Below are 26,454 nucleotides of genomic sequence, written 5' to 3'. Positions count from 1 at the left end.
AAACGCGTTAAACAACGCGCTTTTTGTTAACCATTCAAACCTCTTCTAACAAAGCTACAGCAGGCTAAAATGTTCTTGCAGGATTGGTCGGTGTGTCCTTTTGCGCCAGCGCCCATTTAGCAATGGCATCTTTACGCATAAAGCCTACGTTAGTGTGACCTTTAGCGAACTGAATAAACTTATCTAAAGCGGTCACAAGTCCAGGAGCGCCACCAATACGGTCGTGCACACTGATCGACATCATCCGTCGCTGCGTCGAACCTTCTTGATAGAGCATATCGAACTCATCCTTTAGTTCCTGCAAAAAGGCCGTGGCCGTCATAGCAGTGTTGCCACCAAAACGTCCGATATCATTGTTACGTAAAGTGTAAGGCACAACCGCAAAAGGCTTATTTCCTACTGGGATAATTGAAGGTTCGTCCCGCGATAGGTCATCAATGTGATAAATAAAACCTAAGTCCTGCAAAATATTGAGGGTTTGAGTGCTGTGGCGCATCCAAAAGGCATTAAAACCTAAGGGGCGCTGACCTGTGATCCTTTGCAGCGTCTCAATACTCGCCACATAGGAGGCGCGTTCCTCTGCTGGCGACATGCTGTATTGTGGCGTCCACGTTTGTCCGTGGCCCGAAATCTCATGCCCCTCATCTGCAACTTGTTTGGCAAGTTGAGGATGTAGCTCAGCGGCGCGCCCAACCATGTGAGAAGTCACCTTGATATTGTGCTTACGCCACAAGCGCAGCAGCCTTGGAATGCCTTCGTTCATACCGTAGTCGTACCAAGTCGGGGTGATGGTATCTGGATAGCCCTTTTCTATCGGCGGAAACGGCCCTTCGGCATTTTTATCTTGAGCACCTGCTTCAAACTGCATTGAGATTGAAATCACTAACTGCTCACCACTTGGCCAAAATATTTTGTTCATACCACTGCCACCTGAACTTTTGGAGTCATTTTCTAAGGTATCTAATGATGGTAAACCAATAGCAAGCGCCGTTTGGCTTAGGCCGAACCCAGCAGCGATGGCGCCACCTGCCATTAAAAATCGTCGACGTTGATTCATGATTGAGTCCCTGCAGCTAATTGAGAAAATAGCGTTTGATAATCTTCGAGGTGCCAGTTATCTGTGATGAAACCATCCCGTACTCGATACATGTCAACAGCACGAAAATCGATTTTCTGCCCTTGGCCTTTTTGCTCACCAAAGACACCAGTGAAGCGGCCATTAAAACGCAGACGCACCACTGCACGATCGCCAACGACTAGCAAATGCTCAACTGAAACAGAGAGATCGGGGACCGCTGCCCTAAATGCCTTTGAGGCTTCGAGTGGACCCGTGATTCCCTGTGCGCGGCCAGCGGGCAGAGTACGGTCGATAAAACCAGTCGCCAATGCGCCGTGGGCAAAACTTGCATCGCCCGTGTGCCAAAAACTGGCATATAACAAAGCGGCGCGGGCGATAGCTTGTGCCTGCGGTGATTGATCAGAAATCGTTTCCATTGCCGCCACTTTTGGCACTAACGCCGCTCGCACTTTAGCACTATCCTGTGTTGTTGCCCCTTGAGCGGCTAACGCATCCATGCTCAGACTTGCTAAGCTAAAACCCACAATAGCGATACCTATAAAGCCTGAAAACCATAGACTTAAACTGAGCCAAGCGGGTAAGCGCTGAACATACAAAGTGTTAACCCGATCCATTATGCCACCTCATCGTCAGCGGAGCGGATGACGGCTCTCAATGCTTCGTTGTGTGTAGGATAATCTGTATAACCCGCTGCACTACCGCCAAACAAGGGCCCTTTGTCGAATGCAGATAAAGGCAATTGATGCATTAAACGGTAAGGCAAATCAGGATTCGCAATAAAAGGTCGACCGAAGGCAACTAAGTCCGCATAACCGTTATCAATCACTTCATTGGCACGCGCCACATCATAGCGACCCGCAACAATAATGCTGCCCTTAAAGACTTTACGCAGCTCGACTCTAAAGGACTCTGGCACCTGCGGTGCATCATCCCAATCAGCCTCTGAAAGATGTAAATATGCCACGCCCAATGCCGATAAATGCTTAGCCGCTAACAGAATAGTGTCTACAATTTCAGGACACGCCATATCTTTAAACGTCACGTAAGGGGCGAGGCGAACCCCGACTTTATTGGCACCAATTTTCGCACTCACGGCTTGGACAATTTCGAGTAAAAAACGAATGCGATTTTCCTGAGTACCGCCGTAGGCATCAGTTCTGTGGTTTGAATTGGTGCGTAAAAACTGGTCAATTAGATAACCATTGCCACCGTGAATTTCGATGCCATCAAAACCCGCCGCAACCGCATTCACTCCCGCCTGTGCAAAATCGGCCACAACGCGGTCGATATCCGCTTGCACCATAGCCTTAGGTTCTGGGCAATCCACCATTTGCCCTTCAGGATGCGCTTCATCCACAATCCATACTTTAGTGCCAACGGGCGCAATAGCTGATGGCGCAATCGGGGCATTACCCTGCTGAAAAATCGGGTGCGATACACGGCCAACATGCCAAATTTGATTGAAGATTTTACCACCAGCCTGATGCACTGCCGCGGTGACTTTTTTCCAGCCCTCAATTTGCTCCGCGGTATACACGCCCGGCGTAAATGAATAGCCTTGACTGTCATCGGAGATTTGTGTCGCTTCTGTGATGATTAACCCCGCCGAGGCGCGCTGGGCATAATATTGCGCCATCAGATCATTAGGAATATTGCCTGGCTGCGTAGTACGCGCCCGAGTCATAGGGGCCATCACAATGCGATTGTTTAATGCCAGTGACGCTAATTTGTAAGACATGAATAGACTCATACACACTCCGAACCAGAAATTAAGATGAAACATCAGTGGTGCAATTGTGCATTAGTTAATCTATATTGATAATCAGGCTATTATTAAAATCATTTTCAAAAATAATTTGATATGTATCATTTAAACGATCTGCAATTAGCGCTGCGTATCGCAGCCTTAGAAAGTCTCTCGGCAGCCAGTAAAGAAATAGGCATGACGCCGGCAGCGGCAAGTGCCGCGCTGCAAAGATTAGAGAAAAAGCTAGGATGTCAGCTATTTGCTCGCTCGACGCGGCGCTTACAGCTCACAGAAGAAGGGCGGATTTTTCTCGATTCGGCGAAACCTGCACTGGCGATTCTCGAAACCGCCAGCGCCAATTTAGCCGAACACAGGGGTGAGCTTAAGGGCGAAGTACGCCTCGCCTTACCTTCGGATATTGGTCGCAGCCAGATCCGTGCTTGGCTCGATGAATTAATGGACAGCGCCCCAGAACTGACAGTGCAGCTGTATTTTGGCGATCATATGACAGACTTAATCGACCAAAATATCCATTTGGCTTTGCGCTATGGCCAACTTGACGACTCAAACCTTAAAAGGCGTCAGCTCGCCATGACCCCAAGGGTACTGGTCGCCTCACCCGCTTATCTGGCACAACACGGCACACCAAGCACGCTAAATGAACTGAGCCAACACGCAGTACTGATCTTAAATCGCGGCGGTGAGCCGTGGCAAAAATGGAAGTTAAGTCATAACGGCGCGCCCGTTGAAATCGAAGTCAGGGGCCAACGTTTCTGTAACGATGGCGCAGTGATCCGCGACTGGGCACTCTCAGGTCGTGGAATTGCCTATAAGAGTTGGCTCGATGTGGCGCAAGATGTGACCGAAGGCAGACTCCACTTAGTGCTAGCCGATAAAATAGCCCCGCCGATCCCACTGCAATTGGTATACCTACAAACCGATTATCCCAGCCATAAGATCCGTCGCACCATAGAGTTTTTAGTAGAAAAGCTCAGCCAGTTCTCCCAAAACTATCCACTGCCCTAAATTACAAACGTCCAAAGTATCCTAATAGAAAACCACGATAAACAAGTGGTCATGTGAAGAAAATAACCACCATCAAGTCGTTGCTAGATGATAGAAAACTAAAAGTAAATATGCCTTATAGGTTTAATGTCGTTGAGATGATGTAGTACCTGTGTCAACCAAAATGTAAGGCCAGAATACTCGAAATCAACGTCACTAATAATGCAAACGTAATGATAAAGCTAAAACGATATCAAGCAATTACCACCAAAGTTGTATAAAAACCACTACCCTGTCAAAACAAATTCCTATAGCATCATTCACACCAATTAACATCGTCGTAGTAGCCAAGTCGAACAAGTGATTTATGTCTCGCAAACAACGCTACACATTAATACTCAAACGTTAAGTGAAAGCATAAATTCAAATATGGATAAGAAAGCGAAGAAAATATTATTCTCCACCTACTGGAAGAATGGATGGATAGACTCAAAAGATAGACTCTTATCTGATGGAGATTTTGAGTACGCAAAGTCACAAGGATTGATGTTTGATCCGATTTCGATTTCTCACGATGACTGCATAGATACCATTGCAAAAGTAGTAAAAATAATATCCAGAGCACAAATTGCTAAAGGTTTTTTAAGTAGCCTGACAACTCGCCGCTTAGACTTAAGATCTTCTTTATCATCCTATTCAATTGCCAAAAATATCCCAGAGCATAAATATACACCCGTTATATCCGGCACTTCATATTCCGACGGAAAACCAACTTCACACTCCTACACCTGCGGTGTATGCCGAGACTGCAAATACGGGATAAGGGGTAGTCACAACTATAACAACACAGATATAAACGTATTGAATTTCGAGCGTATCAAATGGGGTGGTGTCCGTCATGGCGATATTTTATATACATATTTTGACTTAAACCAATTTATAAATACGGATATCCCTGACCCAACTGATGAAGACTTAAATTGTTTCAAAGAAATATTAAACACTATCGAAAGTTCGGAACCTACTGATTATCCCAGTGCCCTTGAAAAAAGATTGGCTAAGGTCGTAAAGTCCAGTAAAGCAGAAAGGCAGGTATTAATAGAGATTTTAGCCAGTATTGGAGTGTTACGACCAAGGAGCTACAATCGCCCTTCTAAAGGCAAAAATGACTGGGTGTTCGCTGAGTATTGGCGAGGTGAAGATAAATACTGCCATAAAACTGTCGATGAATATTTTGGTAAATATCTACAGTTATGAATGAAGTGGATCAGAGATCAAGCGAAGGCTTTTCCATCCCAAAACTAACCGCAAATAAGGCGCGGGAATGACTCGCTGTATCACAAAAGGTGCGTAATGCGTTTAGAATTAACTCTCAAGAACATGTTGGATAAAATTGAATCTTTAGATTGGAAGTGGGATGTATATATACCTTCTAATAAAGAAATTAATGACTCGATATTATGTCTTGTACTTGACGATGACACAGAAGAAGATCGTGGTATTGATGATGAACCAATTTACCCAACATCTATTGGTTATAAAAGCTTCTTAAGTGTGTCAGATTTGCAAAGTATTAAGAGTAATTTGCTGCAACAAAATTCTGAAGCTGGGTTAAATGAATTAATTAGTGCAGCAAAATATTATTATGAAAATGATGCTTTTATTAATATTAACCGCTAACCAATAAAAGCTGTCGGATGCTCCGGGCTAATGCGCACATTAAGGGTTACTCATAAGTGTATAACCCTATTCCTTGGGAAGAACGACTGTCACCACACAGCCCTGTTGCCAAGGGAGTAACGCTTGCGTGGATTGCTGACAGTTTTCGATTTGAATGCTGCCGTGATGGCGGGTGACCACATCCTTACAGATGGCTAAGCCAAGCCCTAATCCCGCATCTTTGGTTGAGGCAAAAGATGCCATCAACTCACTCGCCTGCCCCTGTAGCCCTTCGCCATTATCAATAACTAACACTTTGATTTCATTTGGATGATAATAGATATCGATCCATAATTGACGCACACGATTATCGCCGCAGGTTTCTAACGCATCTAAGCTATTTTTTACTAAATTGACCCACATTTGGCTTAAACCAACGCTATCGCCCATCAGTTCAAAGGGCTCACCCTGCACTCGCACATTCACTTGCACATTGGCGCGGTCTAGCTCGCGCCGCAACAGAGCTAAAGCTTCTTTCACCACTGGCACTATATCTAAAGGTTCGGTCTTGGCCTGACGCCGCTTGAGTAAACCGCGAATACGATGCACAACCGCTCCAGCGCGAATCGACTGCGCATTAATTTTACCGAGTACATCATAGAGTTCCGGATTATCTTGCCCAAGCCTTTCCAGTTGTAGCATGGCACCTTCGCTGTATTGGGTAATGGCGGCTATGGGTTGATTGAGTTCATGGGCAAGTCCTGCACCTATTTCCCCAAGAATCGCCGCACTTTGCAGTCGCTCAAGCTGCAGTGCCTTGTCCTTTAATTGACGCTCAGTGCTAACTAAAAACTCACTTTTCTGGCGAAACTTATATTCAAGCCACAGGTGATAAATGGTGGAAATAATGAAAATTAACAACAGTGCGCCACCCCATTCTTTATTTTTTGCCATCCATTTGTATACGGTTTGATAAAGTGGTGGTGATGCTCCCTGTAGTTGTAATTCTTTAAATAACTCAATCACTTTTAACTGGCTTACGGGCGCAGTCCAGCCCAAAGTATCGGCGGTAATTGCTGCAATATGATCGGCGGGTAAATCGAATAAGGCGCGGGTAATCGCCATCGTCAGCTTAGGAGAAACCGTATCCGCCGCAGCGAATGACCAGTTTGGGTATAACTGAGTGCTCACCTCACAATCATATCCTGCAGGCGTTGCAGGATGGATAACCCGATAATCGCCCTGATTAACAAGACCCGTTGCGATCATTTCCTCTAAGGTACAAAAAGGCGCTATTGCGGCGTCGGCACTGCCGTCTCTGACTTGATAGATAAGCGGTTCTAACGGGAACCCGAGGAAGCGCACTTGCCCAAAAAACTGTTCGGGTAAAAAACCCATTTTATGCAGTAACCCCATGGCCGCTTGATACCCGCCCAAAGCCTGCGGATCACTGGCGACCACATTGCGCCCGCGCAAATCCTGCAAGGTACGGATAGGGCTGTCGGCGCGGACAATAATGGTCGCGCCTATGGTAAAAGTGCTGCCTTGATGCTTACGACTCTTCATTGTCGCAAGCCAAGACAGCGGGAAATTGTTACTTAGATGCAGATATTGCCCAGGGTTAGTGACGATAAACTGCAAATCATGCTCAAGTAACTGACTACGCATGCCATTAAAATCCACTGGCACGACTTCAAAATGACTATTAGGCACTTGCTCACTGAGGTAATCCATCATAGGTTGCCAACGCTGCTTGGCCTGTAATACGCCATGGTTTGCCAGCACTCCGACTCTAAAATGGTTCACCTCTGTCGCTTCGTTGGCATAGGACGGATTAAGCCCAATGACACTCAGCAAGAATCCCATCAATATCGCTTTACACCAAGAGTCAATCGTCATCGCCTCTATTACCCACTCTTATATGCCATTGTCATGGAACGACTTTAGCTCGCAGATAAAAATCAAGCTGTGAAATGCCGCCAAACTCTGGTTTATGCCCAGAGGGAATTGGCTAATTTAGTGATGTATCTCCCAAGACCTAGGCTTAAAATTGAGCCCACTCCATACCCAGCTTAAGCTGATAGCATGCTTACCGCCCCACAAGGAACACCATGTCGATAAAATTGCCACTCTATCTAGTCGATGACGATGAAGCGATTCTGGATTCACTGGGCTTTATGCTCGGACAATTTGGCTATCAAGTGCAAACCTTCAACAGCGGCCGCGACTTCCTTGAGCACTGTGCATTATCACAGGCGGGCTGCGTGATTTTAGATAGCCGAATGCCAGAAATCACCGGCCAAGAAGTGCAGCAAAAATTACTGGAAACCCACAGCCCGCTAGGCGTGATATTTCTCACTGGCCACGGCGATTTACCTATGGCGTTAAGCGCCTTTCGTAAGGGGGCCTGCGATTTTTTTCAAAAACCAGTGTCCGGCAAGGCATTAGTACAAGCGATTGAAAAGGCGCAGCGTGAAAGCCAAGCGGCCTTCGAGCAGCAAAGTCTGCAGCATAAGTTTGACCAACTGACTGAGCGCGAACAGCAAGTGTTAGCCCATGTGATCCAAGGCATGACTAACAAGCAAATCTCGGAGGCGATGTTTTTGTCCCTGCGCACGATTGAAGTGCACCGCGCAAAAATCATGAAAAAGCTCGAAGTGAACAATATGGCAGAGCTAGTGCAACACTTAGGCAATCTGAATTCTGTCTTATAAGTCAATCACCCGTGGTCACTAAAAAATCGTTAAGCCTTCTCGCCACGCATAAGGATTTAACCGTTAAACCCTTTTTACCCCGACCATTCAAGATACCGTAACTACACAGTTTTCATCCAGCCTGCGACAAGCTGTCGCAGTTTGCGCATTTGGCTTTGTTAAATATCGTATCAACCCGCACAATCAAGCCATAGGTTCCTTCCTTTGTGCCCCGCAGGCGCTCAAGAAATCCACTGCTTTTTGAACCTCCACCCGAGGGTAACTATGCCCTCGGGGATTTTTTTGCTTCCATCCGCGAATACCTTCCTCCAAGATAATAACTAGAGTAGAAATGGAACGATCCAATTCTAGTTCCGTCTGCAAAGCAGTTATATACTTACCAACCGTCTCAAATAATAAGAATCATGGAAGAGCGAATGTTCAAACCTTTAATATTACTCAGCTTTAGCACCTTAGTCTTGGCCAGTATGAGTGGCTGCGTTGGGCCGCTTAATTCAAAATGTGATACAAATTCCCCCTACAGCAAACAAGAATGCAATGCAGCCGACGCCGCAGTTTATGTTGCGGCGGCCATATTGGAAGGCCCAGATAAAGGTCAAACGTGTAACGATATGTCGGGCAAAGCAAAACAAGACTGCCTAGCTCAACAACAAGCACTGAAAGAATCATTAGAGAAACACGCTCGAAAATAGCATTAAGGAAGATGAATGAAAGCCTCCGTTTTTATTGCCGCGACCCTCGACGGTTATATCGCAACGCCCGATGGGGATATCGACTTTTTAAATCAGCACCCCAGTACTAATCCCGATGAAGACTTTGGTTATAATGCCTTTATCGACACTATCGATGCGATTGTAATGGGACGAAAAAGCTTTGAAAAAGTCCTCTCCTTCGATTGCGATTGGCCCTATATGAATATCCCAGTGTTTGTATTAAGTCGCAGCGGTGTAACAGTACCGGCGGCGTTAAGTGAGCACGTGCAAGTGCTTAATGGCGATGCGGTAAATATCAGCAAACAACTCAGAGAGCGTGGCTTCAAACATCTCTATATCGATGGCGGCCAAACAATCCAAGGCTTTTTAGCGGCGGGGCTAATTCAGGAACTCACGCTCACTCGTATCCCCACTTTACTGGGTAAAGGTATTCCCCTCTTTGGCGACTTAGCTCAAGCGATTCAATTAATGCCAATTCACACGCAGCAGTACGACAATGGCTACGTACAAACCCGCTATCGTGTTATAGACAAAATGGCTTTATAAGCCGTTTACATTCGGCAGATGGCGTTGAAAGGTGAAGTGATGGCTTGCCATCTTACTGCAGAACCATGTAACAACAATGTTAAACAACTAAATATTATCAATGGCTTACTGATTGCAAATCAAAGTTCCGTTAGAATATTGTCCTCTAACAGATAGGTGAGCAATATGAGTCGTTTGCAGTCATCGAAGGGCTTTACATTAATTGAGCTGGTTGTGGTCATTATCATCCTTGGGATCTTGGCCGTCGTCGCAGCACCACGGTTTTTAAACCTAGGCCAAGATGCCCACGATGCCAGAGCCAAAACCGCATTTGCGGCCTTTGCCTCTGGTGTTAAGCTTTATCACAGTTGCTGGCTTGCGGGCGGTCACTCTGGTTATACCCAAGATCTCGCCTGTTATGGTGACGGAAAACTCGACTCGACCACCACAGGATTTCCACTGGGAATAGAGACTGCAACCGCTGATGCCGGTGCTAAATTGCAGGGCGATTATTGTGGTCAGTTATGGCAAGGTCTTTTGGCTAATAATGAATTTGTCATTGCCGATCAATACTCTTGGCGCACAGTTCCCAATGTCGACATTGTTTACTGGTATGGTGCCGTCGACATAAAAGATCCCAATGCTTACTGCATTTTCAACTATGTCTCGGACGATCGCAGCTTCGGCAGTGAAAACTGGGATCTTAAATACTATCCCTTCGATGGCCGCACTATTGTAGGTCGATCCACCCTTTCCCAGTAAGTGCTTATTTTTATTGCTAAAGGAGCGCGAAAGATCGCAAACTCCTTTGGCATTTGCCGCGATTACTTGAATTATTGTCATCCATCCCCATATATATCCCATCATCCACCGCAACTTTTGCTGCGGGCCAGAAGAGGATTCATTGTGACCACTATCGTATCAGTACGCCGTAATAATCAAGTTGTCATCGCCGGCGATGGCCAAGTCTCCCTAGGCAATACCGTTATGAAAGGTAACGCCAAAAAAGTGCGTCGCTTATATCACAACAAGGTACTGGCAGGTTTTGCAGGCGGCACCGCCGATGCTTTCACCCTATTCGAGCGTTTTGAGGCCAAACTTGAAATGCACCAAGGCCATTTATTGCGCTCGGCCGTTGAGCTCGCCAAAGATTGGCGTACCGACCGTATGCTGCGTAAACTCGAAGCCCTATTAGTCGTGGCCGATGCGGAAACCTCGCTTATCATCACAGGTAATGGTGATGTCGTTCAGCCAGAACACGACTTAGTCGCCATTGGTTCAGGCGGCAACTATGCCCAAGCGGCGGCCCTTGCACTATTGCAAAATACTGAGCTGTCAGCCTTAGAAATCGCCGAAAAATCCCTGACTATTGCTGCGGATATCTGCGTATTCACCAATCAATTCAAAACGATTGAAGAACTCAATTACTAAACAGCCCGTGAGGAATATTATGTCTGAAATGACCCCCCGTGAGATTGTCCACGAGCTGGATGCACACATTATTGGCCAACAAAAGGCCAAACGTTCTGTTGCTGTCGCCCTGCGCAACCGCTGGCGCCGGATGCAACTTGACGCGGATTTCCGTCAAGAAGTCACCCCAAAAAATATTCTGATGATTGGCCCAACAGGCGTTGGTAAAACTGAAATTGCCCGCCGTTTAGCCAAGCTGGCGAACGCGCCTTTTATCAAGGTCGAAGCGACTAAATACACAGAAGTGGGTTATGTCGGTAAGGAAGTCGAGCAAATCATCCGCGACTTGACCGATATCGCCATCAAGCTGACCCGTGAACAGCAAATGGGCAAATGTCGCCAACGCGCTGAAGAAAATGCCGAAGAGCGCATTCTCGATGCCCTGTTGCCTAAGCCGAAAAACGACTGGGAAAGCACTGAAACCGATTCCAACTCAAATACCCGTCAAGTCTTCCGCAAAAAGCTACGCGAAGGCCAATTAGACGATAAAGAAATCGATATCGATGTGGCCCAACCGCAAATTGGTGTCGAAATAATGTCGCCTCCAGGCATGGAAGAAATGACCAACCAGCTGCAAAGTCTGTTTAAAAACATGGGCCAAGCACCAGCAAAACGTCGCAAGATGAAGATCAAAGAAGCCTTTAAGCTATTGATCGAAGAAGAAGCAGCCAAACTGGTCAATCAAGAAGATTTAAAAGAACAAGCCATTGAAATGGTTGAGCAACACGGCATAGTGTTCCTCGACGAAATCGACAAAATCTGTAAGCGTGGTGAAACCTCCGGCCCAGACGTTTCCCGTGAAGGCGTACAACGTGACTTACTGCCGCTGATCGAAGGCTGCACAGTCACCACAAAACACGGCATGGTAAAAACCGACCACATACTATTTATCGCCTCTGGCGCATTCCAGATGTCTAAACCGTCGGATTTAATTCCTGAATTACAGGGTCGTTTACCGATCCGTGTCGAGCTAGATGCGCTATCAGCCAATGATTTTAAACGCATTCTAACCGAGCCACACGCCTCGCTCACCGAGCAATATATCGCGCTGATGGGCACAGAAGGCGTGAAAGTTGAATTCAGCGAATCGGGTATCGACAGCATTGCGAAAGCCGCATGGCAAGTGAACGAGCGCACCGAAAACATCGGCGCCCGTCGTTTACACACTGTGATGGAAAGGCTGATGGAAGATATCTCCTACGAGGCATCGGAAAAATCGGGCTCCGCCTTTGTTATCGACGCCGACTATGTCAGTGCCCACTTAGACAACTTAGTCCAAGACGAAGATCTCAGCCGCTTTATCCTCTAGTACTAAACTGTTCACCGCCAAGCCCAAACAACTTGGCGGTAAACGACTCAACTGCAAAAGTGTGACTTAAACGAAAAAGCCTGACCAAGGCTCTCGCTTACCCTTTGTATCCTTGGCCGCGAGTGGTTACATTAGTCAGGTGTTATTTTAATGAGTCGTTATCCTATCCTTAGCATTTTCTTGGTAGCCAACCTATGACCACAGCAACGCCCAATGTCACCGATCTTAAACTGAAACGTAAATCGCGCATTCTAGAAATCAGTTTCGATAATGGTGAGCAATATCAGCTCAGCTGCGAGATGCTCAGAGTCTACTCGCCCTCGGCCGAAGTGCATGGTCACGGTAATCCAAAGCTGGTCACCCACAAGAAAAACGTCAACATCAGTGCCATAGAACCCGTCGGCAACTACGCAGTAAAAATCGTCTTCGATGACGGCCACGACACAGGTCTATTCTCGTGGAAAGTGCTCTACGATCTCGCCACCCACCAAGTGGATCTATGGGAAAAATACCTCGCCCGCCTACGCGCCGAAAAAGCCTCACGCGAACCGCTGATTGCGATGAATATAAAGTACAACTAGTACGTTAGGTAAATAGACGCTTAATTGTGGGATGTAAACTCTAGAAACAGAGAATTTAACAATGGGTAGCTTGTGAAGCTGTGACTTCTCTTACTGACTTGAGTATCAAAGGAAAGACCATGTCGGAAAAAATCCCCTGCCAAGAATGTAAAACCTTAATCCTTCCGAGTACCGCCGAGAAAAATGAGGGTTTATGCATGCCCTGCAAAAATGGCATACGTGCAAATCTCGAGCGTGCGAAGGAATACTACCAACAAGAGCGTGAACTCGATAAAACCTGTCCCTTTCGAGCCTTTTGGCGAGATCTTGTTGTAAGGGTACATAACAAAGAACAAGGTTTTTATACGCTTAGACCAGAGGAACAAAACTACTATGCGGTGAACTGCTTATCTGGCGAAGTCTATAATGGTGGATTTATTCAATATTTCGACAACTCTTCAGGTGAGCATTACGCCTTCGCTGAGCGTGGACTTATCCAAATGGGAGCAAGCCACTCGTTAAACTTATTGCACCAAGCAAAACAGGCCGTGTTTGGCGAAAAGCCAGTACCAATAGACAGAGATCGTCGTTTAGCCGCAACCGATAACCAAGACCTGTACAGCGTACTCGATAAGCTCGATGACGAGTTTTATAAAGATCTAGATGATCTCGATGCCAAGCTTGAAAGCTACGCCCTTGATTACGGACTGGTAAATAACACTTAACTGGCGATTGTCGGTAATCACTTAAAGATAAAGGCTATCCTTGGCAGAAATAAGCATAATTGAGCCTATCTTGCTGACCCCATACCGCAGTCCAGCCATTCACATCACTCATGTAAGCGAAATAAATGGATTGCGTTTTAAGACAAACATCTTGAAATGGCGCTTTATTCTGATTAATAAAATGCGCCGACCTAACCAACACATCGGTACAAACGTCTTCATCCTCCACTAACCAAATAAAATCATCACGCCATTCATCCAATGTTATCGCCGCCTCAGGGGAATAGAGTCTCAACTTATCTTGCGCGAGTTCCATTTGCTCGGGAGTCACAGAACATGAAACCGCCAACTTATCGAATACACCTGAGCCGCCAGCCCAAAAAGACAAATCAAATTCCAACCTATCCTCTAGCGGCGTAAAACCCAATAAATTTTCGATAATCATCAAACTTTTAGCTAAATCGGCATCAGGTCTTTGATAACGCTTTTCAATCCCATCATATTCCCGCATACAAACTAAGCTCCTGCTGCGTTAAGTGACACATTAAAATTGAGTAACATACTATAAAATAATAACTTTTTTAACAATGTACCCAACGATTAAGACTATTACGCCAGTGACTCGCCGACTTTGATTTAAAAATAAGTTATCCCTAAACGCTCGATGACGCCATTTGCAGCATAAGTAAGCGCGAACACCGCGATCACATGGTCAAGGATAATAGAATGAAAATTATCAGGCCTACCATTTTAAATCAGCAACTTCATCAAGTAAGGTCTGTGATTTAAACCGTCCCTGCTAAAAGCGGCCTGTACAGTTATCTTCTTGATTTGCTTGTCTTGCTATTAGCTCATTCAAACATCGCACTCTTTTGAAAACTTAGGCATGAAATATCGCATAATCGGCTGACCTCATGCGCCTCAACTAGCTCTCCTTAAACGGATTTTTGCGTTAACTCATCGCCTTTAAACAACTTATGCCACTGCTCAAGTACTTCGCGGTCAGTCCAACGATTGGCACTGTCGATATCGGCTGGCAACACCACATGCAGATAATTCGACATCACCGCAAAGGCTGCAACATTGATAGAAAAAACGGCTTCAAGTTCAAACAGTAGTGACTCAACCCAACTACGGCGATGGTCATAATTTTTCCCAGAATAGGCATCATCGCCACATAAAAAAGCACGCCGCACAACGCGGCTATAGCAATGGTAATAGGGAATGTCTTCAAGGCTTATTGAGTTCTGAGAGGACGCGGCATATAAACCTCCTTGTTTAATGCTTATAGTCGGAGGTTAACTACCACGCCATTTAAGCTGGGTGTCTTGAAAACAGCTTCTTTGTAGGCAACCTGAAAGTGCATTATATTGTTGCTCTAAAATGGATGGCCAGATTTATTATTTGCCCTGCATATGTGATAAAACAGTTAAACCTTCGCTGGAAACAAATCTTAGAAATGGAGTATTGTCAGTGACAACGAGAACGGAATTACTCAATAAATTAAGCGCCTTATCGACCGCCGATCCAGAGCACTGTCCGGTAGTGACATTAAATGAGTACTTTTTAGAAAACGAAGATGAAGAGTCTATCGCACCCAATAATTGGGGTTATGGTCGACCATCCATCAAAGAAATCTATCGTTGCTTGAAAGAAATCGAACATAGGTCAGATGTGCAAGGTGTTTATGTTGGGATGCACGATGAATGGTCCGAAGCACTTGAGGATGATGAGCTATGGCCTGCAGCTGAGAACATTCATATTCTTACCTGTGCGCCTCTGGCGGAAGTGGAAGAATGGATTGAAGGAATCGCGGCAGATGGAATGGGGACAGGCTGGCCCTATGGCGAGCATCAACTATCTCCTAAGCCGTATGCTGGCTATCATGTCTATACTGTATATTGGGATTAGTGGTTAGCTATCTCACTGTTTATGTGAATTTTATTGCATCAGACAACCCCAAAACATCGGTCTAGGCCGATGTTTTTATATCTAAGGATACCAATCTCATTTTTGTATTATAAAACGTGCTCCACCAGCCTTATTATATGAATTAGCTCGTGTTATTTAGACTCCCGTTGTTAAATTTTAAAAATGGAATGTTAGTACTCTTTTTAAATACTAACAAACAACCCTAAAACTTCAGAAGTTCACCTTCCCCTGCGAAGTTGCTGAAGGGCGTTGAAGAAAATCGCATGAGCGAGGCATGGATGCCGAGTTAGCTTTCGGATTCTTTATTTAATTAATAGGGATGTACCACCGTAAGCGTTAGCGATTTTGAATAAGCACGAAGCCCTGCTTATAAATAAAGAGTTAATGCATGTAACTTCGCTAGGGTGAGTGCTGCGAAACAGCGGTACAAACGAGAGCCAAGGATGACGAACTGGCAGTTAGACATGGACGTTGTTCGGCAAGGGCTCTTGATTGAAAATCAATGGGGAAGCCCCACGACTTTGACTTTGCTTTAAAAGCTATCAAACCAAGCTTAGATAAACCTCCTTGTCGAAATCACGACAAATACCCAGCCTTGTGATCCTCACTGCAACCCAATTCGTAATGTCCGGCAATATCCCATCGCGAAATGCTTAACCGCGAAAGTCATTCAACGAGTCCTCTTAATGCAATTACAGCAATTCCATACAGTTAGACTAATTTTAGGTGATCAACTCAATGCCCAGCATTCTTGGTTTAACCGTGTTGATGATCAAGTGCTGTATGTGATTGCAGAATTGCACCAAGAAAACACTTATGTAACGCATCATGTGCAAAAAATATGTGCCTTCTTTGCGGTAATGGCGCAATTTGCCCAAGAGCTGCGGGCGCAAGGGCATCAAGTGCTCTATCTCACCCTTGATGACACCTTCAATAACACTCAGGGCTATAGCGATCTACTGGGGCTCATTCAACATCAGGTAACACAGGTTGGCGCGATCAAGTTTGAATACCAAAGGCCTGATGAATACCGCCTACTTGAGCAATTAAGTCAGCTTAAACTCAACACAGCCGTGGTGAACTGTGTCGATACAGAACACTTTATCTTGCCCTTTGACGAAATCGATGCGCAGTTCCCCGTCGGCAAACACATTATGATGGAGCACTTTTATCGCCGCATGCGTAAGCGTTACAACATCTTGATGCAAGACGAAAAGCCACTCGGCGGGCAGTGGAACTTTGATGCCAGCAACCGTCAAAAGCTTAAAACTCAGGATATAAAAGTCTTGCCAGCGCCATTGATGTTTAGCTTCGATGTAACTGAAATTCTCGCTCGGCTTGAGCGTCATCAAATTCCGACCATGGGTCGCATTGATGCACCATTGCTGTGGCCGATAAACCGTGCGCAAAGCCTCGAATTATTAGCGTATTTTTGTCAGGTTTGCTTGCCTTCCTTTGGCCGTTTTCAAGATGCCATGACAGCGCAACATCCTGCCAAGTGGAGCTTGTACCATAGTCGACTATCATTCAGCCTTAACAGTAAATTAATCAGCCCGTTAGAAGTCATCAATGCGGCCATCGACAGTTATCAAACGAATGCTGAGATTGATATCGCCCAAGTCGAAGGATTTGTGCGGCAGATATTAGGTTGGCGAGAATACGTTCGCGGCATTTACTGGGCGAATATGCCACAGTACGCCAGCACTAACGCGCTTGATGCCCATGAAACACTGCCCGATTATTTTTGGCATGGCGACACTAAGATGAGCTGCATGCGACAAGCCTTATCCCAATCATTAGATTTTGCCTACGCCCATCATATTCAGCGCTTAATGGTGATCGGCAATTTCTGCTTATTAACCGAAATCGAGCCAAATCAAGTCGATGAGTGGTATTTAGGCGTGTATGTTGATGCCATCGAATGGGTTGAAATGCCCAACACCCGCGGCATGGCCTTGTTTGCCGACGGCGGCATTGTCGGCACTAAACCCTACGCCGCCAGCGGCTCTTACATTAATAAAATGAGTGACTACTGCAGCGGGTGTCATTACAAGATAAAAGAGCGCAGCGGTGCACTTGCCTGTCCGTTCAATAGCTTTTATTGGCATTTTATGGAAAAACACCGCGCGCGATTGTCGCAAAATCCTAGGATCGGCATGCTATACCAGACTTGGGACAAAATGGACGAGTCCGTAAGAAGCGCCATATTAGCCACAGCCGAGCACAACCTCGTTCACCTAAACCGTTTGTAGCGAAGTAATGCTAAGCGTAACTAATTGATATAAATAGCTTGATATAGATATTTGGATAGGGAGAGTTTGTGATGAAAGTACTTATCGTCGGCGGGAGTGGGGGTATTGGCAAAGCCATGGTTAAGCTAATTCAAGAAAGCTATCCCGACGCCACCGTGCACGCCACCTACAGGCATCATCTTCCCCAAGACAGGCAGGAGAAAATCCAATGGCATGCATTAGATGTGACCAATGAAGCTGAGATTAAACAGCTAAGCGAACAGCTCACTGAATTAGATTGGATTATTAACTGTGTCGGCATCTTACACACCCAAGATAAAGGGCCAGAAAAAAGCCTACAGTCACTGGATATCGACTTTTTCCAGCACAATTTAACGCTCAATACCCTACCCAGCATCATGTTGGCAAAGCACTTTGCTAAGGCATTAACACAAAGTCACTCGGCAAGGTTTGCGGTGATATCGGCGAGAGTCGGCAGCATTGCCGATAATAAATTAGGAGGCTGGTACAGCTATCGCGCCTCAAAAGCCGCGCTGAATATGTTTCTCAAAACACTGTCTATTGAATGGCAACGCACCATGAAACACGGCGTGGTGTTGTCTCTGCATCCGGGCACGACAGACACGCCATTATCTCAGCCATTTCAACAGAGTGTCCCTAAAGACAAACTGTTTACACCTGAGTATGTCGCCAACAGCTTACTGCCCATCATTGCCAATGCTACACCCGCACAAACAGGGCGTTTTTTTGCCTACGATGGCACAGAGTTACCTTGGTGAAATAAGCTGAAGAGCAAGTCAAGCAGCGGCAACTCCGATGGAGTCTTTCTAAGTGAATAAATCAAAGCCGAGGGTCTCAACACCTTGATAGGATGATGACCCCAACGCACAACCCATCCTTAATCAAGCCTTTTCAAGAACGCTGAAAAATAAACAATTGAAATAAATCATTAAATTACTGCAAAACACTCAAGTGCATCACCCTTCCGCTTGGCTAAATCGCTATTACCCAAAAGTCCTAATTCAGATTTAGAAGCGTCTAAATGAACGTTGAAGATAGTTCCTTTGTACGATTGTTAACACTTTTACATTTAAATAACATCTAGAGTCATGCGGTTATTCACGCTTTGCACAGAATAAAAATCTGAGAATTCCCGCCTGAGCAACAGCTCATTCTATGCGGCCATGGCAGAGGGATGCCGACGACCCTGTAGAAATCACAATAAAAAACGCTCGCCCGAGCCAGTTAAGCTGTATGGCATTCCAACGTTATTTACAAAACGGAAAAAGGATTTCAAGCATGATGCTAAACAAAAAACTGTCGCTACTCTTCATTGCTGTGTCGGCCACTTTAGGCACATCCGCATTTGCTGCTGATGTTGTCGATGTCGGCACTCTTAGAAGCGCGTCTTCAAGCAATAACTTAGTGTCTCAGTTCAGCTTAGACGCAGGTAGCCAACTCAAAGTCGAGAAAAAACTCAACCTAGGTCAAGGCAAGCAAAAACAACGTTTACAACAATATTTCCATGGCGTACCTGTTTATGGTTTCTCTGTTGCGACGTCACAATCGAGCATGGGCTTTTACAGCGACATGTCTGGCCGCGTATTAAAAAATATTGAAAAGTCGGCTGATTTTGTCAAACCCACTCTAACGGCTAACAAAGCGTTAGATATTGCGATCCGTGGCAAGTCTGACAAAGCCGTTGCAGGCCTAAAAGCTGAAAACAAACAAGCAAAATTATGGCTTTACCTCGATGATGCCGCTAAAACTCGCCTCGTTTATGTGACTTCATTTGTAGTATATGGCGATGAGCCAAGCCGCCCATTCACTATGGTTGACGCGCACTCAGGTGAAGTGATTAAGCGTTGGGAAGGGATTAACCATGCTGCAACCGGCACAGGTCCAGGCGGTAACATTAAGACTGGCCAATACGAATACGGTACTGATTTTTCTAGCTTAGACGTTGAAGTGAGCGGTGACACTTGCACCATGAACTCACCTAACGTGAAAACCGTTAACCTAAACGGTGCCACATCAGGCGCCACACCCTTCTCTTATACTTGTCCGCGCAATACAGTCAAAGAGATCAACGGTGCTTACTCGCCATTAAACGATGCGCACTACTTCGGCAACGTGATCTACAAGATGTATAGCGAGTGGTACAACACTGCACCGTTAACCTTTCAGTTAACGATGCGAGTTCACTACAGCAACAACTACGAAAACGCTTTCTGGGACGGCAGTGCTATGACCTTCGGTGATGGCGCAACAACCTTCCACCCATTAGTGAGCTTAGATGTCTCGGCACACGAAGTGAGTCACGGTTTCACTGAACAAAACTCAGGGCTGGTTTACGCAGATCAATCTGGCGGCATGAACGAAGCCTTCTCAGATATGGCGGGTGAAGCCGCTGAATTTTACATGCACGGCACAAACGACTGGTTAGTCGGCGCCGATATCTTTAAAGGCAGCGGGGCACTGCGCTACATGGCAGATCCAACCTTAGACGGTATCTCAATCGGTCATATCGACGATTACTATGATGGCATCGACGTGCACCACAGTTCAGGTGTATTCAATAAAGCTTTCTACACTTTAGCTAACTTACCGGGTTGGGATACACGCAAAGCATTCCAAACATTTGTAGTCGCTAACCAATTATATTGGACGGCGGACAGCTTATTCTGGCAAGGCGCCTGTGGTGTTAAATCAGCCGCAACTGACTTAGGCTTAAATGCTAACGATGTGGTCACTGCGTTTGCCGTTGTGGGTATCACCCCTTGCGAAACCCCACCACCACCGCCACCACCAGAAGCTACTGAACTCGCCAACGGTGTTGCTGTGACAGGTTTAGCGGGTGCATCCGGTAGCAAAAAATACTACAAACTCGATGTCGCTAGCGGTGCAACTAACCTGAGCTTCAATATGTCAGGCGGCACAGGTGATGCGGACATGTATGTTAAATTTGGTCAAGCGCCGACGTCTAGCAGCTATGACTGTCGTCCATACAAGTCAGGTAATGCCGAAAGCTGTGCTATTGATCCTGCTCAAACGGGAACTTATTGGGTGATGGTCAGCGGCTATAGCAGCTACACAGGTGTGAGCCTAGTGGGTGCTTATGACGGCGATGACACACCAAACCAAGCTCCAACCGCAGGCTTTACTGCAAGCTTTGCTAACGGTAACGGCAGCTTCACAAGCACCAGTACTGACAGCGATGGCGACCTGACGTCATGGAACTGGGATTTTGGTGATGGTACAAATGCCGCAGGTGCGATTGTCAATCATCAGTATGCCGAGTCAGGCAGCTACACAGTCACACTGACTGTAACTGACAACGATGGCGCAACAGCAAGCACTTCGGCAGAATTTGCGGTTGAAGTCCCTGAAGTCGCATTAGAAATGGCAGTAAAAAATGCGAACAAATCTCGTCGCGGTAGCATACGTGTTGCACTCGAATGGGATGGTCACAACGCTGATGAGTATACTATCTTCCGTAACGGTGTTGCGGTGGGTACTTCAAGCAGCTCATCGTTTATTGACCGTTTCACCGACCTAGCTGGCGCAAGCTTCACCTATAAAGTGTGTGAAACTAACGGCCCTTGTTCAAACGAAGAAACCGTTAATTTTTAATCGAATAACCTAATCGTGCAATGGCGCTAGCGTAAAATCCTAGCGCTAATTCATCGATTCACTTTTCGTTTTCTTGTTAATGCCACTCAGCCCTTTTGAGTGGCATTTTTTATGCGTAAATGCGGCGCACTATGCCAGCCTCAATCCCGTCAGCATCCTTATTTCATGTGCTTGAGTCGGCGTCACTTGCCAACTTATGAAAATAAAGCGTTACTTCAAATGTCCACTTTCACCCACAGGTTTCTTGAGTAACTTACGTTGTAAGGTGCGGCGATGCATCCCCTATATGTCGGGCGGTAGCGGACACATTGCCTTGGTTACTTCAAATGTCCACTTTCACCCACAGGTTTTTTGAGTAACTTACGTTGTAAGGTGCGGCGATGCATCCCCAATTGGCGGGCGGTGGCGGACACATTGCCTTGGTTCGCATTAAGTACTTGCTGAATGTGTTCCCACTCCAAACGCTTAGGATTGAGGGGCGAGTCGTCGACTTCATCTTCTTGAAGAGTATGGGAATGCCCATCCATTTCCAGTGCGGCGAGCAAGGTTTGGGTATCCACAGGTTTAGCTAAATAATTATCGGCGCCGAGGCGAATCGCTTCCACCGCAGTGGCGATACTAGCGTAGCCGGTGAGTAACACCAAAGTCACCTTGGGCAGCAGATGACGCAGCGGCACAATTAACCCTAGGCCATTGGCTTCGGCAAGCTTCATATCTAAAAGAATATGGCTAGGACGAAACTCCCGCGCCACCAGCAGCGCATCACTGGCATCATGGGTTAATCGGCATTCAAAGCCATGGCGTGTTAATCGGCGGCCTAAAATACTCGCAAGGGAAAGGTCATCCTCTACAATCAACAAACGTTTCATGAACTTACCTCGTCACTAGCCTTAGTCTTGTGCGATACAGACGGCGCCGGCTCCCTTAATATAGTGAAACGAATTTGTGCCACAGTGCCACCTTGGGGATGATTAGCCAAAATCAACTCTGCGCCCAAACGCTCTAAACTGGCATGACTGAGTAGCAAAGCGACACCTAAACCCTTGGGACTTTCTATGAGTAAGGTGCCCAACTGTGGCAATAAATCGGGCGCGATACCAGTGCCATAATCGCGGATCTGCAAGTAGATCTGCTCTTCGTTTGGCGCTTTATCTAAACTGATATCCACCTGCGGCGCACCTATGGTTTCGGCGCTGGCGCGGGCAGCATTTTCAATCAAGGCCATGATGGCTGGCGTTAAACTCATATCAGTCAGAATACTTTGCTCTGCCAGTTGTTCAGGCATACAAGTGATCAACCAATTCAGTTCAGTTTGTGGCATTAACAACAAAGTTTTTTGCTTTAAACTGTCCACCAACTCAATGATCTTTAGTGGGCGCTGGCGGCGATCACGGATCGACTCCGTCGCTAATCTCAGCTCGGCAAGGGTATGTTCACAGCGACCTAACGCAGTTTCCATCTCGACAATCGTTATCGAGGTATCACTCATGTCTTCTTTTACTTCATCGAGTAATAACCTCAGACTCGAGAGCGGCGTGGCCAATTGATGCGCCATCTGCGCCGATACTGTACCTAGGGCTAAGAGTTGCTCCTGACGCAATTGCCCTTCGCGCATATAAGCTAACTGCGCATCTTGGCGGCGCATACGCTTAGTGATTAACGCTACGCTGGTTGTCATCACCAAAGCTGAAATCACAAAGTTGAACCACATGCCTAAATAGTGGGAACTCATGTCCATACCGTGGTGCTGCATGGGGGATTCGGGCACAGTAAAGATCATCAGGCTGTAGGCAAAGGTTGAAATAGCCGTCAGTGCCCAAGGCGCCCAGATTGGCAAAGTCACAGCCGCAAGTGCAATCGGCAACAGTAATAACGAGATAAACGCATTGGTCGCACCGCCGGAAAAGTGCAACCAAGATATCCAAAATAATGTGTCTAAGCTGAGCGCAATAAAGAGGCCGCGCTCCTTAGCAAATAAGGGTTTACGTAGCGCCAATGTGAGCGAAAGGTATAACACCTCTAGCACTAACACATGCACTAACGGCTCCATTTGCAGGCTAAGACCAAAAGTATCGGCGGCAAACGTGGTTAAGCCTATTTGCAGCAACAAACCTAAGGTTCGCAGTAATGCGACTTGGTCGGCAGCCTGTAGACTGGTCCCTAAGATCTTAGCCATGGCGATTCCTACAGAGTGAGTCCGAGCGTGGCAAGTGCACCACTCGATTGTGCTAATGCTTGGCGCACGCCAGTGGCAAAATTGATTTCAGAACTAATCCCCAGCGCAGCTAAACGCGCACAGCTTAAGGTGCAGTCCCTTGGCCGCTTGGCGTTATCTGTCGGCGTAGACTCAGGCGTTAAGTGCGCTGTACTGAGTTGTAAAATCTCTCCTAATGTCAACAACATCTGATACTTAGTCATAGTCTCTGCGGCGCTAAAATGATAAATCCCCTGCACTATTGGCGCTACAATATGCTGTGCAATCATCTTGTCTATGGCTTGGGCAATATCGGCGGTCGAGGTTGGACTGCGTATCGCCCAATGATCAACACCCTGAGCGCGACGCTCAATCAATTGGTTAACCAGCACTAGCACAGCAGATTCACTCAGCTTTTCTACTTGGCCGTAAAGGATTGGCAAGCGTAGCACAGCAAAATCAGCGCTAGTGTCTAGCACGATTTCTTCGCCCTTTAGCTTAGATTCACCATAAAAATTAACCGGATGAGTGGCTGCATCTTCAGCGTACTTAGGTTGAGTGCCATCGAACACATAGTCAGTGGAAATATAGATAAGCCAAGCATTATTGGCCTTAGCTGCCATAGCTAAGGCTTGGCTGGCGGTTAAGTTAAGTGCCAATGCTGCCTGCGGATTTTGCTCGGAGACATCGGGGCGACGCTCGGCGGCGCAGTGCACTATCACTTGCGGTTGCTCGCGGGCGATAAATGCCTCGACATCCAAAGGGGCGGTAAGATCGAGTTTATGCACTCGTTCACTTGCGCGGCTAAAACCCGTGGCCACAACCTGATGTCCTGTTAATTCAAGCTGTTTTACGACAGCTCGGCCGAGTAGCCCTGTCGCGCCTGTTACCATAATCTTAGCCATATCGCCCCATTCAGTTTCAACGCATATTTATGGCTAACAATTCTAAAAGCTTTTCATATTCAACGCACTTGTTTACTCTTCTAAACCAAACTTACTTAGGGTTAACTCATGCAAGATTAACCCAAATACCCATAGGCAGAATTTGAGTACGACACTTCCTCTGATATTAGCTGGCCCCATGCTGCGCTACTGCGATGCCTCACACTTTACCCTGTGGTTTGTAAGTCGTGAGCCATTAACTGAACTTAAGCTGCGTCTTGGTGAGCAAGAGTACCTATTACAGGATGCAGATTTACACTATGTGCCACTTGGGCAACATGCCCATCAATATCTAATAATACTGTCGCGCCCAGAGTTGCTCGCGCCCAATATCGTCACACCTTACCAAGTGTCTACCGCTCAACATGGTGATATTTTTGCCACGATAAGCCAGCTAAACTACGGCGATGCGTCGACGCCAAGTGTACGTTTCACCCCTGAATTAACCCAAGTATTCCACGGTTCCTGCCGCAATCCGCATCACCACAGTGACGATGCACTGGTCGCCGCCGATACCCATTTAGCCAAGATAATCAACAGGGGTGCGGAGGATGATCGCCCAGCACTTATCATAATGAGTGGTGATCAGGTCTATATTGATGATGTTGCGGGACCTATGTTAAGCGCCATAGGGCAAGTCATCGATTTGCTTAGTCTTAAACATGAGCAATTTGAAGGCGCGAGCATCACCACTAGTGAAGACATTCATTATCAGCCCGCATATTTGTATCAACGGCATAAAAACCTGTTGCCTCATACCCAATATCCGGCCAAAACCGCGCTGTGGCGTTGGTATCGCAATCACCCCATTTTTACCTCCTCCATCGCCGTAAATCATTTGGTCAGCCTAAATGAAATCATCGCCCTGTATTTACTCACTTGGTCACCTGAACTGTGGGAATTAGTGAATATCTCGAAGGATGTCGACGGCTTATCACCCACCAATACCGCCCGCTGGCAAAATGAGTGGCAACACTTGCTTGGCTTTAAAGCTGGGCTAGGGCAAGTCAGGCGCTTTATGGCGCACATTCCCGTTTATATGATGTTTGATGACCACGACGTCACCGATGATTGGAACCTGACGGCTAAATGGGAACAAGCGGCCTACGAACACGCATTTTCGAAACGCATTATTGGTAATGCCTTAATCGGCTACACCTTATTCCAAGGACTTGGCAACGCGCCTGATAAATTTGCCGCCGATATCCGCCCGCTGCTCGATGCGTTTTTTACGCGACAAGAAAGCGAAAGTCAGGATCTGCTCATCGACGAATTACTTAAATTTGAGCAGTGGCATTACACCTTAGAGTCCTCGCCCAAACTGGTCGTACTCGATACCCGTACCCGCCGCTGGCGCAGTGAATCTAATCTTGCAAAACCTTCCGGCTTGATGGATTGGGAGGCGTTAATGGATTTGCAGCAAGAGTTACTCGGCCAGTCGAAGGTTATTATCGTCTCACCTGCGCCCATGTTTGGGGTCAAGTTGATTGAAGCTGTTCAGCGTACAGCCACTCTGATCGGCGGTTCCCTGTTAGTAGACGCCGAAAACTGGATGGCCCACCCGGGCGCCGCCAATGCACTGCTGAGTATTTTTATGCACCGTAAAACCCCAGAGGAGTTTGTGATCCTCTCCGGCGATGTGCATTACTCCTTTAGTTACGACATCAGTATTCGTTTTAGACGCAGTAGTCCTAACATCTACCAAATCACCTGCAGCGGTATTAAAAATCACTTCCCTGAGAAGCTGTTACCGATTTTCGATAAACTCAATGGCTGGTTTTATGGCCACTTTTCACCACTTAACTTGCTGACAAAACGTAAACGTATGTTGCTGCGCGGCAGGCGACCAAATGGTGAGCCGAGTAAACGTCTAGTGAATAAAAGCGGAATAGGTATGTTGGAATTAGCTGATGATGGTGCACCAACAAAAATTGCGGTTTTACATGGCGATATGAGCGAAACCCTGTTCGAACCACCCAAACAGGAATAACAGA

At 46.5% G+C, this 26,454-nt stretch carries 24 protein-coding genes and 1 pseudogene; 16 read left to right on the top strand and 9 right to left on the bottom strand.

All coding sequences use genetic code 11. The features are described from left to right. Positions 1-64: 64 nt before the first annotated feature. The 3 genes from L5L94_RS17585 to L5L94_RS17575 are packed head-to-tail and all read right to left on the bottom strand — an operon-like array spanning position 65 to position 2,828. Positions 65-1,057, bottom strand: coding sequence for a polysaccharide deacetylase family protein (locus L5L94_RS17585; RefSeq protein WP_263164302.1), 993 nt, complete (start codon positions 1,055-1,057; stop codon positions 65-67). Then, on the bottom strand, positions 1,054-1,692 hold the full coding sequence (locus L5L94_RS17580) for an ester cyclase (protein ID WP_198573044.1): 639 nt from the start codon (positions 1,690-1,692) through the stop codon (positions 1,054-1,056). Before L5L94_RS17580 ends, L5L94_RS17585 begins: the two co-directional genes overlap by 4 nt. Further along, positions 1,692-2,828 carry an alkene reductase gene (locus L5L94_RS17575; protein ID WP_263142580.1) on the bottom strand — a complete coding sequence of 379 codons (1,137 nt, stop codon included), beginning with the start codon at positions 2,826-2,828 and terminating at the stop codon, positions 1,692-1,694. Before L5L94_RS17575 ends, L5L94_RS17580 begins: the two co-directional genes overlap by 1 nt. A 111-nt stretch (positions 2,829-2,939) precedes the next feature. On the opposite strand from L5L94_RS17575, the gene L5L94_RS17570 reads away from it, so the two are divergent. The 3 genes from L5L94_RS17570 to L5L94_RS17560 all read left to right on the top strand — a co-directional run bounded on the left by L5L94_RS17570 (position 2,940) and on the right by L5L94_RS17560 (position 5,510). Continuing rightward, positions 2,940-3,851, top strand: coding sequence for a LysR family transcriptional regulator (locus L5L94_RS17570; RefSeq protein WP_071938732.1), 912 nt, complete (start codon positions 2,940-2,942; stop codon positions 3,849-3,851). Positions 3,852-4,259: 408 nt separating this feature from the next. Further along, the gene (locus L5L94_RS17565; RefSeq protein WP_263164300.1) at positions 4,260-5,087 is read left to right on the top strand and encodes a hypothetical protein; all 828 of its coding nucleotides are present in this window, start codon (positions 4,260-4,262) and stop codon (positions 5,085-5,087) included. Between the two features lie 96 nt (positions 5,088-5,183). Continuing rightward, positions 5,184-5,510 (top strand): hypothetical protein, encoded by a 327-nt coding sequence (locus tag L5L94_RS17560; RefSeq protein WP_263164299.1) that lies wholly within the window; start codon positions 5,184-5,186, stop codon positions 5,508-5,510. 66 nt (positions 5,511-5,576) lie between these two features. Here the strand turns inward: L5L94_RS17560 and L5L94_RS17555 are convergent, their stop codons facing one another. Further along, complete coding sequence (locus tag L5L94_RS17555) at positions 5,577-7,388, bottom strand: PhnD/SsuA/transferrin family substrate-binding protein (protein WP_198573041.1); 1,812 nt, start codon at positions 7,386-7,388, stop codon at positions 5,577-5,579. A 212-nt stretch (positions 7,389-7,600) separates the two neighbouring features. Here L5L94_RS17555 and L5L94_RS17550 point away from each other — a divergent pair, with 212 nt between their 5' ends. The 8 genes from L5L94_RS17550 (at position 7,601) to L5L94_RS17515 (ending at position 13,505) form a co-directional block, all read left to right on the top strand. Continuing rightward, complete coding sequence (locus L5L94_RS17550) at positions 7,601-8,203, top strand: response regulator transcription factor (RefSeq protein WP_105251242.1); 603 nt, start codon at positions 7,601-7,603, stop codon at positions 8,201-8,203. A 416-nt stretch (positions 8,204-8,619) separates the two neighbouring features. Further along, positions 8,620-8,895 carry a hypothetical protein gene (locus L5L94_RS17545; RefSeq protein WP_105251241.1) on the top strand — a complete coding sequence of 92 codons (276 nt, stop codon included), beginning with the start codon at positions 8,620-8,622 and terminating at the stop codon, positions 8,893-8,895. A 15-nt stretch (positions 8,896-8,910) separates the two neighbouring features. Then, on the top strand, positions 8,911-9,462 hold the full coding sequence (locus tag L5L94_RS17540) for a dihydrofolate reductase family protein (RefSeq protein ID WP_263164296.1): 552 nt from the start codon (positions 8,911-8,913) through the stop codon (positions 9,460-9,462). A 165-nt stretch (positions 9,463-9,627) separates the two neighbouring features. Then, on the top strand, positions 9,628-10,203 hold the full coding sequence (locus tag L5L94_RS17535) for a type II secretion system protein (protein WP_012088092.1): 576 nt from the start codon (positions 9,628-9,630) through the stop codon (positions 10,201-10,203). A 144-nt stretch (positions 10,204-10,347) separates the two neighbouring features. After that, the gene (gene hslV / locus L5L94_RS17530) at positions 10,348-10,872 is read left to right on the top strand and encodes an ATP-dependent protease subunit HslV (RefSeq protein ID WP_006083300.1); all 525 of its coding nucleotides are present in this window, start codon (positions 10,348-10,350) and stop codon (positions 10,870-10,872) included. 19 nt (positions 10,873-10,891) lie between these two features. Beyond that, positions 10,892-12,220, top strand: a complete 1,329-nt coding sequence (hslU, locus tag L5L94_RS17525) for an HslU--HslV peptidase ATPase subunit (RefSeq protein ID WP_105251238.1) — start codon at positions 10,892-10,894, stop codon at positions 12,218-12,220. Between the two features lie 194 nt (positions 12,221-12,414). Then, a complete protein-coding gene (locus L5L94_RS17520) occupies positions 12,415-12,801 on the top strand; it encodes a gamma-butyrobetaine hydroxylase-like domain-containing protein (RefSeq protein WP_063883307.1) in 387 nt (128 codons plus the stop codon). Between the two features lie 119 nt (positions 12,802-12,920). Then, positions 12,921-13,505, top strand: a complete 585-nt coding sequence (locus L5L94_RS17515) for a DMP19 family protein (RefSeq protein ID WP_263164294.1) — start codon at positions 12,921-12,923, stop codon at positions 13,503-13,505. Positions 13,506-13,539: 34 nt separating this feature from the next. Here L5L94_RS17515 and L5L94_RS17510 read toward each other — a convergent pair whose 3' ends face one another. Both L5L94_RS17510 and L5L94_RS17505 read right to left on the bottom strand, forming a co-directional pair. Then, complete coding sequence (locus tag L5L94_RS17510) at positions 13,540-14,016, bottom strand: hypothetical protein (RefSeq protein ID WP_263164292.1); 477 nt, start codon at positions 14,014-14,016, stop codon at positions 13,540-13,542. Between the two features lie 291 nt (positions 14,017-14,307). Continuing rightward, positions 14,308-14,769 (bottom strand): annotated as a pseudogene (locus L5L94_RS17505) (transposase); the annotation flags it as partial. Positions 14,770-14,978: 209 nt separating this feature from the next. Here L5L94_RS17505 and L5L94_RS17500 point away from each other — a divergent pair. The 4 genes from L5L94_RS17500 to L5L94_RS17485 all read left to right on the top strand — a co-directional run bounded on the left by L5L94_RS17500 (position 14,979) and on the right by L5L94_RS17485 (position 21,322). After that, positions 14,979-15,416: a hypothetical protein gene (locus L5L94_RS17500; RefSeq protein ID WP_113940113.1), complete on the top strand. Its 438-nt coding sequence runs from the start codon at positions 14,979-14,981 to the stop codon at positions 15,414-15,416. 707 nt (positions 15,417-16,123) lie between these two features. Continuing rightward, on the top strand, positions 16,124-17,689 hold the full coding sequence (locus L5L94_RS17495; protein WP_263164290.1) for a cryptochrome/photolyase family protein: 1,566 nt from the start codon (positions 16,124-16,126) through the stop codon (positions 17,687-17,689). A gap of 71 nt (positions 17,690-17,760) precedes the next feature. Then, positions 17,761-18,468, top strand: coding sequence for an SDR family oxidoreductase (locus L5L94_RS17490; RefSeq protein WP_263164346.1), 708 nt, complete (start codon positions 17,761-17,763; stop codon positions 18,466-18,468). Positions 18,469-18,988: 520 nt separating this feature from the next. Continuing rightward, entirely contained in the window at positions 18,989-21,322 is a 2,334-nt protein-coding gene (locus L5L94_RS17485; protein WP_263164288.1) for a M4 family metallopeptidase, read from the top strand. A 317-nt stretch (positions 21,323-21,639) separates the two neighbouring features. Here the strand turns inward: L5L94_RS17485 and L5L94_RS17480 are convergent, their stop codons facing one another. The 3 genes from L5L94_RS17480 to L5L94_RS17470 are packed head-to-tail and all read right to left on the bottom strand — an operon-like array spanning position 21,640 to position 24,421. Continuing rightward, positions 21,640-22,191, bottom strand: a complete 552-nt coding sequence (locus tag L5L94_RS17480; RefSeq protein ID WP_263164286.1) for a response regulator transcription factor — start codon at positions 22,189-22,191, stop codon at positions 21,640-21,642. Continuing rightward, positions 22,188-23,498 (bottom strand): sensor histidine kinase, encoded by a 1,311-nt coding sequence (locus L5L94_RS17475; protein ID WP_263164285.1) that lies wholly within the window; start codon positions 23,496-23,498, stop codon positions 22,188-22,190. Before L5L94_RS17475 ends, L5L94_RS17480 begins: the two co-directional genes overlap by 4 nt. Before the next feature lie 8 nt (positions 23,499-23,506). Further along, the gene (locus L5L94_RS17470) at positions 23,507-24,421 is read right to left on the bottom strand and encodes a dTDP-4-dehydrorhamnose reductase family protein (protein ID WP_263164283.1); all 915 of its coding nucleotides are present in this window, start codon (positions 24,419-24,421) and stop codon (positions 23,507-23,509) included. 178 nt (positions 24,422-24,599) lie between these two features. On the opposite strand from L5L94_RS17470, the gene L5L94_RS17465 reads away from it, so the two are divergent. After that, positions 24,600-26,450: an alkaline phosphatase D family protein gene (locus L5L94_RS17465; RefSeq protein ID WP_263164344.1), complete on the top strand. Its 1,851-nt coding sequence runs from the start codon at positions 24,600-24,602 to the stop codon at positions 26,448-26,450. Positions 26,451-26,454 lie beyond the last annotated feature (4 nt).

This window comes from Shewanella sp. SM21, from assembly GCF_025654335.1.
GTDB classification, from domain to species: Bacteria; Pseudomonadota; Gammaproteobacteria; order Enterobacterales; family Shewanellaceae; genus Shewanella; species Shewanella oncorhynchi.
Note: the sequence above shows the minus strand (reverse complement) of the source record. Positions and strands in the feature narration are given on the sequence as shown.